Source organism: Aeromonas sp. D3 (assembly GCF_027705025.1).
Lineage (GTDB): Bacteria > Pseudomonadota > Gammaproteobacteria > Enterobacterales > Aeromonadaceae > Aeromonas > Aeromonas salmonicida.
The window spans coordinates 1-9,792 of record NZ_JAPDBE010000071.1 but is presented as its reverse complement, the minus strand read 5'-3'; the positions used below and the strand labels follow the sequence as shown (position 1 = coordinate 9,792).

Here is a 9,792-nt window from a genome sequence, read left to right as displayed (position 1 = left end):
CTCATGATGAACCCTGTTCCATGGCTCCAGATGACAAACATGATCTCATATCAGGGACTTGTTCGCACCTTCCTTAGAGGATTGCTAATTACCAGAATAAGCTATCTGCTAGAACCATACCTTTTTATTGATGATATAGGTCTGCTCAAATTCTTCATCTGATTTAGATATATAAATAACAAATTCGATGAAGGCAATAAGCCCGATAATGACCGATGGCAAACCTAACAGAATAAAACCAAACAAGAAAATCAGCAGCATGATCACACCTTGCTTGGTGTAGCCAAGATAAAACTTATGCGCACCGAAGGCACCCAGGAAAAACGCAAACAATGCAGCGGCCACCTTCTTGGATGCCCCAACATTAGAGGCGATGGCGTAAATGGCTTTTGCGTGCTCGCCTTCAATAGAGAAATCAACTTTCAAGCCATTCTTAGGCAGTTGGCTGCCTCTCCACTCAGTAATATCAAACTGATATCTATTACTATCATCCCCAGAAATCAAACCGGTACGAGCTGTTTCATTAAAATCAATAACCGTGCCTTTCATTATTATCTGTCCTTTAGCAAGAAGAGGAAAAAAGACCAAGCATGAGCAGGTCTAATTCGGCTGACAGGCTACATCAAGAAAGGCTCATATGAAACAAAAATCCATCTGGATACATTGGTATTCTGCCCGCCCCCTGTGGTCCCTCTCTTTTATACATACAGCGACCCCTATCAGCCCACCGGGCGAACCAGGGCGGGTTGGTTAGGATCGCTCAGCCGCTCGGCCAGATAGTCCACCAGCAGCCGTACCTTGGGGGATAGGTGGCGGTTGTGGGGATAAAGTGCCCAGATCCCCTCCTCCGGTGCCCGCAACTCGGGCAGCAGCTCGATAAGCTCCCCCCGGGCCAGGTGGTCACTCACGTAGTAGTCCGGCAGCTGGATGATGCCGATCCCCTTGAGCGCCGCATCCAGCAGGGCGTGCCCGCTGTTGCACTGCAACAGACCGTGCACCCGGACGCTGTGAGGGCGGCCATCCAGGGTGAAGTACCACTCGTCGCCATTGCCCACCAGACAGGTATGGCGGGTCAGCTCGGAGAGACTGTTGGGCATGCCGTGGCGGGCTGTGTAGGCTGGCGAGGCGCACACATAGGGCACCCGTTGCGCCAGCTTGCGCGCCACCAGACTCGAATCCTTGAGGTGGCCAAGCCGGATCGCCAGATCATAACCTTCGTGCACCAGATCCAGCAGCTGGTTGGTGAGGTTGAGAGTGACCTCCAGCTGGGGGAAACGCACCATGAAGTCGTTTACCAGCGGGGCGATACGGCTTTCACCGTAAGAGACGGGCGCCGTGATGCGCAGGGAACCCTGCGGCACCGCCTGATGGCGTCCCACCGCCAGCTCTGCCTCGTAGAGGTTGTCCAGCAGCTGACGGCAGTGACGATAGTAGATCTCGCCTAGCTCGGTAAGCCGCACCTGACGGGTGGTGCGCAGCAACAGCTTGGCCTGCAACCTGTCTTCCAGTTGTGCCACCTGACGGCTGACTTGCGCCACCGACACCCCCAGCTTGCGCGCCGCCGGGGTAAAGCCCCCCTGCTCCGCCACGCTGACAAATTCACAGATCCCTTCCCAGCCGAGCATTATTACCTGTGTGTAAAAGTGATTTGATATTTAGCCTCATTATCACCAAATCGAAGGGAAACTACACTGCATACCTGAGTTCATCTCTGTTCACCTACCGCAACAAGAAGGATGTCATTCATGGCACAGGTTCAAAGCATCAAGTGTAAAGCCGCCATCGCCTGGGGACCGGGCCAGCCCCTCTCCATCGAAGAGGTGGAGGTCATGCCACCCCAGGCCGGTGAAGTACGGGTGCGCATCGTCGCCACCGGCGTCTGCCACACAGATGCCTTCACGCTGTCCGGCGAAGATCCGGAAGGGGTCTTCCCCTGCATCCTGGGCCATGAGGGCGGCGGCATCGTCGAGTCCATCGGGGAAGGTGTCACCAGCGTCAAGGTGGGTGATCACGTGATCCCGCTCTACACCCCCGAGTGCGGCGAGTGCAAGTTCTGCAAATCCGGCAAGACCAACCTGTGCCAGAAGATCCGCACCACCCAGGGCAAGGGACTGATGCCGGACGGCACCACCCGCTTCTCCAAGGATGGTCAGCCCATCTATCACTACATGGGCACCTCCACCTTCAGTGAGTACACAGTCCTGCCCGAGATCTCCATCGCCAAGGTGGACCCGGCGGCTCCGCTGGAAGAGGTATGCCTGCTCGGTTGCGGCGTCACCACCGGCATAGGCGCCGTGATGAACACCGCCAAGGTGAAGGAAGGTGAGAACGTCGCCATCTTCGGGCTGGGTGGCATTGGCCTCTCCGCCGTGATCGGCGCCCGCCTCGCCAAAGCCGGTCGCATCATCGCCATCGACATCAACGAGAGCAAATTCGAACTGGCCCGCAAGCTGGGCGCCACCGACTGCATCAACCCGAACGATTACGACAAGCCCATCCAGGAGGTCATCGTCGAGATAACCGACGGCGGCGTCGACTTCTCGTTCGAGTGCATCGGCAACGTCAAGGTGATGCGTGCAGCGCTCGAATGCTGTCACAAGGGCTGGGGCGAGTCGGTCATCATTGGCGTCGCAGGAGCGGGCCAGGAGATCAGCACACGTCCGTTCCAGCTGGTGACGGGTCGTGTCTGGCGCGGCAGTGCCTTCGGTGGCGTGCGCGGTCGCAGCGAGCTGCCGAGCTATGTGCAGCGCTACATGCAGGGGGAGTTCAAGCTGGATGACTTCATCACCCATACCATGGGGCTTGAGCAAATCAACGAGGCGTTCGAGCTGATGCACGAAGGCAAGAGCATCCGCACCGTCATTCACTACTGAGCATGATCACCCCGCCCGTCCCTCGACGGGCGGGGAGCAGGAGTTCCTCGATGAATCTGGACATTATCAGCAGCAACAAGAGCTTCGATGGCTGGCACAAGCGCTACAGCCACAGCTCCAGCGTGCTCGGCTGCGAGATGCGCTTCGCCATCTATCTGCCGCCCCAGGCCCTCACCGGCCAAAAGGTGCCTGTGCTCTACTGGCTCTCCGGCCTCACCTGCACCGATGAAAACTTCATGCAGAAGGCGGGGGCGCACCGCATCGCCGCCGAGCTCGGCATCGCCCTGGTAGCACCGGACACCAGCCCCCGCGGCGAAGGAGTGGCGGATGATCCCGCTTACGATCTCGGCATGGGGGCAGGCTTTTACGTCAACGCCAGCCAGAGCCCCTGGCGTGATCACTACCAGATGTATGATTACGTCACCCGCGAGCTGCCTGACCTGATAGAGACCCACTTCCCGGTCTCGACCCACCGCGCCATCAGCGGCCACTCCATGGGGGGGCACGGGGCCCTGATCGCTGCCCTGCGCGAGCCCGGTCGCTACCGATCCGTGTCAGCCTTCAGCCCCATCAGCCATCCGAGCCGCTGCCCCTGGGGGCAGAAGGCGCTCGGTGCCTACCTCGGCAACAATCCCCTGTTGTGGCAGGAGTGGGACGCCTGCCAGCTGCTGCGCCACCACCCGGTAACACCGCTGCCGACCCTGGTGGATGTGGGGCTGGACGATCCCTTCCTCGCCGAGCAGCTGCACATCGATGCCCTGGCGGATATTGCCGCCAGCAAGGCCTGGCCGCTGGAGCTCAATCGCCACCCCGGCTATGACCACAGCTACTACTTTGTGGCGAGCTTTATCGAGGCACACCTGCGCTTCCACGCCCGCCATCTCTGATCAAAACAGGCCCATGAAGGGCCTGTTTATTTTCTATTTTCGATTATCTGCTTGCGGTCAGGCTTCAGCTGCCCTGGCGGGTCACGTCCCCCGAGCCTGCGATCTCGCTCTGCAGCTTGGGATCTCCCCAGTAACTGACCGAGCCGGATCCGGCGATGCCGACCTTGAGCCGCGCCTGCGCCCGTACCTCCACGTCCCCGCTGCCTGCTATGTTGACCTCGACATCTTCGCTGGCGAGCCCGGCCCCCAGCACATCACCGGAACCGGCGATGTTCAGCTCCATGGCTTTGGCTGATCCCTCACCCAGATCCAGGCTGCCCGAGCCGGCTATGTTGCCCTCCAGACGGTTCAAACCCAGCTTGCTGGCGACTATGTCACCCGTTCCGGCCACAGACAGCACCAGCCTGTCCCCCTTGAAGCCATGCAGATCACCACGGCCCGTGCCCGCCAGCGCCAGTTCATGGAGCTCGGGCAGAGTGATGGTCAGATCTAGCGGCTCTGTGGGGTCAAGCCGGTAGCCATCCTTCACCTCTATCTCCAGCTTGCTGCCACTCTCGGTCAACTCCAGATAGGGCAAGAGGTTCTCCTGTCCCTTGATATGAATGCCGCTCGCCTCACCCGCCACCAGATGAATATTGGCGGGCACACCGGCCAACACCCGGGTCACCTGTTTGCCCATGGGTTGATGCTGCTCGATGACAGCCCCCGCCCCGGTCACCCGTGTCTCATCCAGCCAGCTGCAGCCACTGAGCCCCATGGCCAGCATCATTCCCATTATCAGTTTCATCGTCACTATCCTCGTTGTGTTCTGGCCGTGTCCGGACCCATTCGGTCTCAAAGAGGGCAAACATCGTGCCACATAACCAACTATATGATTTTTATGGATATACCTATTATTCATGGCATCGTCATCAAAGTGTAGAGAGCCATTCAGACCATAAGTTGGTAAAACTGACCATGCCCGAACGGGGGCAAGTCCCGGTCAGCTTGCAACCGCCCGCCGGGCCACCCTGCTGACGGGCCAGGGAAGTTTTTGGTTGTCACACCTGTCTGTTGAGCCAATAGTGATACCTTGTGCGTATAAAGCTCTCCATTGCGGTAATCCATTTACTACTGCCAACAAGGAGTCAGAGTGTGACCCAAGTCAGCACCCAGTTTTCCACCGCCATCGGCCTGCCCGCGCCGACCCGTACCCCGCTGCTGACCGGCAGCGATCCCGAGCAGAAGCGCCGCGAACTGCTCGGCTACTTCTGCCAGACTTTCGATCTCTACGAGAGTCTGTTCGATTGCCTGGCCGATGATCGCGCCTGGTTCAACAAGGCGATTCCGCTACGCCATCCACTCATTTTCTACTACGGCCACACAGCTGCCTTCTTCATCAACAAGCTGCTGGCAGCCCGGCTCATCGATAGCCGCATCGACGCCTGCATCGAGGCCATGGTCGCCATCGGTGTGGATGAGATGAGCTGGGACGATCTGGATGAAACCCACTACGACTGGCCCAGAGTGGCCGAGCTGCGCAGCTACCGCGCCAAGGTACGCACCCGCGTGATTGACTTCATCCGCCACATGCCACTGACTCTGCCCATCGACTGGCAGAGCCCGGCCTGGGTCATATTGATGGGGATAGAGCACGAGCGTATCCACCTCGAGACCTCCAGCGTATTGATCCGCCAGCTGCCGCTGGCCTGGGTGCAACCACAGCCTTATTGGCCCGCCTGCACAGAAGCTCGCCACCGGATTGACGAAGTGCCTGCCAACAGCCTGCTGCCAGTGGCCGGTGGTCAGGTGCGCCTCGGCAAACGGGACGCTACTTATGGCTGGGACAACGAATATGGCGAGCGCCACATCGAGATCCCCCCCTTCCAGGCCAGCCGCATGCTGGTGAGCAATGCCGAGTACCTCGACTTCGTTCAGGCCGGCGGCTATCAACAGCAAGAGTGGTGGGATCAAGAGGGCTGGGGTTGGTGCCAGTATGCCAGGGCGCGCATGCCCACCTTCTGGGTTGGTGACCCTGCCGAGCCTGAGCAGTTGCAGCTGAGGTTGATGACGGAGCGGGTAAGCATGCCCTGGGATTGGCCCGCCGAGGTGAACCAGCTGGAAGCTGCCGCCTTCTGTCGCTGGAAGGCGGCCCAGACCGGACTACCCATCCAGCTGCCGAGCGAAGGGGAGTGGATGCTGCTGCGTGAACAGCTGACAGGGGATCAGCCGGACTGGATCGATGCGCCCGGCAACATCAACCTGGCACGCTTCGCCTCCTCCTGCCCGGTGGATGCCTGCCCCCAGGGCAGCTTCTTCGATCTGGTGGGCAACGTCTGGCAGTGGACCAGCACCGCCATCGATGGCTTCAACGGCTTTCGGGTTCACCCGCTCTACGATGACTTCTCTACACCCACTTTTGATGGCAAGCACACCCTCATCAAGGGCGGCAGCTGGATAAGCACAGGCAACGAGGCGCTCAAGTCGTCCCGTTACGCCTTTCGTCGCCACTTCTTCCAGCATGCGGGCTTCCGCTATCTGGTCTCACGTTATCAGGAACCCGTCATAGTGAATCCTTACGAAACCGATACCCTGGTCGCCCAATACCTCGACTTCCAGTACGGCCCGACCCACTTTGGTGTCGCCAACTACGCCAAGACCCTGGCAGATCTTGCCAGCGAGCTGTGCAGCAATCACCAACGGGCGCTGGATATCGGCTGCGCCACCGGTCGTGCCAGCTTTGAACTGGCTCGCCACTTTCAGCATGTGGACGGGGTGGACTACTCGGCCCGCTTCATCGACGTGGCACTCTCCCTCGCCAGTCAGGACAGCTTCCGCTATGCCGTACCGCTGGAGGGAGATCTGGTGGAGTATTGCGAGGCGCGTCTGTCGAGCCATCAGCTTGGCACCGAGCAGACCGAGCGCATCCACTTCAGTCAGGGGGATGCCTGCAACCTCAAGCCCAAGTACGACCACTACGATCTGGTGCTCGCCGCCAACCTGATCGACCGACTGCGTGAACCGGCCCGCTTCCTGCGGGACATTGCCCCTCGTCTGCGCAGCGGCGGCCTGCTGGTGCTTACCAGCCCTTACACCTGGCTGACTGAGTACACACCAAAGGCCAACTGGCTCGGTGGCATCCGTGAAAATGGCGAAGCCCTCAGCACCTATCAGGCGTTGCAACGTCTGCTGGCGGAGGAGTTCGAGGAACACTGCTCACCGCGAGATGTCCCCTTTGTCATCCGCGAGACCGCCCGCAAGTATCAACATACTGTGGCGCAACTGACCGTCTGGCGTAAACGTTGAACTGACGTTGCGGGTGACACAAGCCGGAGAAACAAGAGAGGGAGGCCAGCTGGCCTCCCTCTCTTTTCAACTCGGGTGACGTCACCCCTCCCGGCTTGGAACAAGGGGGCTGGTCTCCTGCTCATGATAACGGCGCGCCAGCACGGCGCAGACCATCAGCTGGATCTGGTGGAAGATCATCAGCGGCAGCACCATGACCCCGACGCTGGCGGCCGGGAACATGACGTTGGCCATGGGCACCCCGTTGGCCAGGCTCTTCTTGGAGCCGCAGAAGACGATGGTGATCTCGTCCGCCTTGTCGAAACCGAGGCGGCGGCTGATCCAGACGTTCCAACCCAGCACCAGCGCCAGCAGTACGCAACTCAACAGCACTATACTGGCCAGATCGTACCAGCCTACTTGATGCCATATCCCCTGCACCACGGCCTCACTGAAGGCCACATAGACCACCAGAAGAATGGAGCTCTGATCCAGTTTGCCGATGAGCGGGCGATGGCTGTCGACCCAGCGGCCGATGAGTGGCCGGGAAAGGTGGCCCACCACGAACGGCAGCATCAGCTGCACCATGATGGCCTGGATGGAGTGCCAGGTATCGATCCCCTCTCCCTGCACATTGATCATCAATCCCACCAGCACGGGGGAGAGAAAGATGCCGAGGATGCTGGAGGCCGAGGCACTGCACACCGCCGCCGACACATTGCCCCCCGCCATGGAGGTAAACGCGATGGCCGACTGTACAGTCGCGGGCAGAGCGCACAGATAGAGGAAGCCGAGGTAGATGGCTGGGCTCAGCCAGAGCGGCACCAGCGGAGTGAGCAGCAACCCCAGCAGCGGGAACAGCACGAAAGTGCTGGCCATCACCACCAGATGCAGTCGCCAGTGGCCGAGGCCCGCCAGCAGGTTCTGGCGCGACAGCTTGGCACCGTGCATGAAAAACAAGAGTGCCACCGCCAGCTTGGTCAGCAGACCGAACCAGACGGCTACCTGCCCCTCGCAGGGGAAGAAGGAGGCCAGGGCCACCACAGCAATCAACACAGAAGTAAAGGGATCCAGACGCACAAGGAGTCTCCATCAGCAGCGCATCCCGCCTCCACTGCTGGAGTCAGGATCAGGGAGGGAAATACACACAACGGGAGGTGTCTGACACCTCCCATTGAGATGAACCTCCAGCTTACCGTGATAACCAGGAGGCGCAAGGTTGAGCAACGACCAGTGGATAGAGTGAAATTAAACATGCCTGGGTCACCCCAGTCCTGACAGATACCGGACCAGGAAGTGATCGCCCGGCACCTCCAGCTGAATATCCCCGCTCAGGGTTGCGCCAAGGGCGGCATCAACCAGCACACCCGACCGATCATGGATAAAGAGCCAGGCAGCCCCGTATCGGGATCAGGCGGCCGAAGGTAAGCAAGTTTTACTAAAACTACCGGGTGGTACCACGCAAGATTAGCCGGCTGGGCACCAATACTCGCAGTGGTACAGAGCGCTGATCGCGCAGCCGTTCGACCAGCAGATTGATCCCCTGGGAGCCCATCAACTCGGAGTGGATCCGCACTGTGGAGAGGGGCGGGAAGGTGAACTTGGCGGTGGGGATGTCATTGACGCTGATAAGCTCAATCTGCTCGGGGATGGCCAATCCCTTCTCGTGAATGGCCCTCAATACCCCGATCGCGATGGAGTCGGAGGCGACGAACAACGCCTTGGGCCAATCCCCCTCCAGCATCTCTTTTGCCAACCGATAACCAGAAGCGCTGGAGAAATCCCCGCAGTAGAGGTCCCTCTCCTGCACGACTCCCAACCGTTGGCCGTAATCGAAAAAAGCCAGCTCACGCAGGTCCGGTGCCTCATTCTGACCACCGATATAACCGATACGCTGGTGCGCTTGCTCGATAAAGTAATCGACCACCTGCTGGCTAATCAGTGCCAGATCAACATCCACAGAATCGAAATCTTTCTGGGAGCGGCAATCCACAAACACCTGGTGGTTTGAGAGGCCGCACAGCATGGCAAGACGCTCTGGCGGCAAATGTCCGACGACCAGAATACCGTCAACGGCGGAGAGTTCACGACCTTCCCCACCGTTATAGAAATGGGTCAGCTCGATATTGAGGCGGGCACACTGGGTCTCGATGCCATATCGGATGGCGAGATAGTAGGGATCATTGACCTCGGTACTCTGCGGGTAGGCATAGACAACCAGAAAGTGCAGCTTGCTCTTGTGAACCCCTTTGCGGGCGCTGCTGGTCTTGTACTCCAGACGCTCGGCAATCTCGAATATCTTCTGTCGGGTATCTTCCTTGACGCTCAGCGTAGGGTCTTCATTGAGCACTCGCGATACAGTAGCCTGGGACACCCCGGCCTCCTGCGCAATTTCCTTCAACGTGGCCATGCATACTCCTTTGGCGATGGCTCCCGACAACATCAGACAAGACTATCGGGCAACGTATTGGCGTCCCAGCTTTTTTACTAAAAAATGACTTCGCGGAAGGAAAAATTCCAAAGCAAAAAGGCCTCCCGAATGGGAGGCCTCTTCTAAATAGGTGCCTGACAGTGTCCTACTCTCGCATGGCGAATGCCACACTACCATCGGCGCTACTGCGTTTCACTTCTGAGTTCGGCATGGGATCAGGTGGTTCCACAGCGCTATTGCCGTCAGGCAAAAGCTTTAAAACTGGTGCTGATACCCAGAGTCGAACTGGGGACCTCATCCTTACCAAGGATGCGCTCTACCAACTGAGCCATATCAG

8 protein-coding genes and 1 rRNA gene are annotated in these 9,792 nt (G+C 59.0%); 3 read left to right on the top strand and 6 right to left on the bottom strand.

Features of this window, described 5'->3' with window-relative positions:
• Nucleotides 1-108: 108 nt before the first annotated feature.
• Together OKC28_RS22470 and OKC28_RS22465 are read right to left on the bottom strand one after the other, a co-directional pair.
• Entirely contained in the window at nucleotides 109-549 is a 441-nt protein-coding gene (locus tag OKC28_RS22470; RefSeq protein WP_256686210.1) for a TM2 domain-containing protein, read from the bottom strand.
• Nucleotides 550-719: 170 nt separating this feature from the next.
• Entirely contained in the window at nucleotides 720-1,625 is a 906-nt protein-coding gene (locus tag OKC28_RS22465; RefSeq protein WP_005320039.1) for a LysR substrate-binding domain-containing protein, read from the bottom strand.
• 120 nt (nucleotides 1,626-1,745) lie between these two features.
• Here OKC28_RS22465 and OKC28_RS22460 point away from each other — a divergent pair, with 120 nt between their 5' ends.
• Together OKC28_RS22460 and fghA are read left to right on the top strand one after the other, a co-directional pair.
• The gene (locus OKC28_RS22460; RefSeq protein ID WP_234591674.1) at nucleotides 1,746-2,873 is read left to right on the top strand and encodes an S-(hydroxymethyl)glutathione dehydrogenase/class III alcohol dehydrogenase; all 1,128 of its coding nucleotides are present in this window, start codon (nucleotides 1,746-1,748) and stop codon (nucleotides 2,871-2,873) included.
• Between the two features lie 50 nt (nucleotides 2,874-2,923).
• Nucleotides 2,924-3,760, top strand: coding sequence for an S-formylglutathione hydrolase (fghA, locus tag OKC28_RS22455; protein WP_125609040.1), 837 nt, complete (start codon nucleotides 2,924-2,926; stop codon nucleotides 3,758-3,760).
• A 64-nt stretch (nucleotides 3,761-3,824) separates the two neighbouring features.
• Here the strand turns inward: fghA and OKC28_RS22450 are convergent, their stop codons facing one another.
• Nucleotides 3,825-4,547, bottom strand: coding sequence for a head GIN domain-containing protein (locus OKC28_RS22450; RefSeq protein WP_256686216.1), 723 nt, complete (start codon nucleotides 4,545-4,547; stop codon nucleotides 3,825-3,827).
• Between the two features lie 347 nt (nucleotides 4,548-4,894).
• Between OKC28_RS22450 and ovoA the strand changes: the two genes are divergently transcribed.
• Nucleotides 4,895-7,045, top strand: coding sequence for a 5-histidylcysteine sulfoxide synthase (ovoA, locus tag OKC28_RS22445; protein ID WP_256686218.1), 2,151 nt, complete (start codon nucleotides 4,895-4,897; stop codon nucleotides 7,043-7,045).
• Nucleotides 7,046-7,126: 81 nt separating this feature from the next.
• Here the strand turns inward: ovoA and OKC28_RS22440 are convergent, their stop codons facing one another.
• From OKC28_RS22440 to rrf, 3 genes are all read right to left on the bottom strand, one after another.
• Nucleotides 7,127-8,104 (bottom strand): bile acid:sodium symporter family protein, encoded by a 978-nt coding sequence (locus tag OKC28_RS22440; RefSeq protein ID WP_021141208.1) that lies wholly within the window; start codon nucleotides 8,102-8,104, stop codon nucleotides 7,127-7,129.
• 364 nt (nucleotides 8,105-8,468) lie between these two features.
• Entirely contained in the window at nucleotides 8,469-9,434 is a 966-nt protein-coding gene (gene ebgR, locus OKC28_RS22435) for a transcriptional regulator EbgR (protein ID WP_256686221.1), read from the bottom strand.
• A gap of 153 nt (nucleotides 9,435-9,587) precedes the next feature.
• Nucleotides 9,588-9,702: ribosomal RNA gene (gene rrf, locus OKC28_RS22430) — 5S ribosomal RNA — on the bottom strand.
• Nucleotides 9,703-9,792 lie beyond the last annotated feature (90 nt).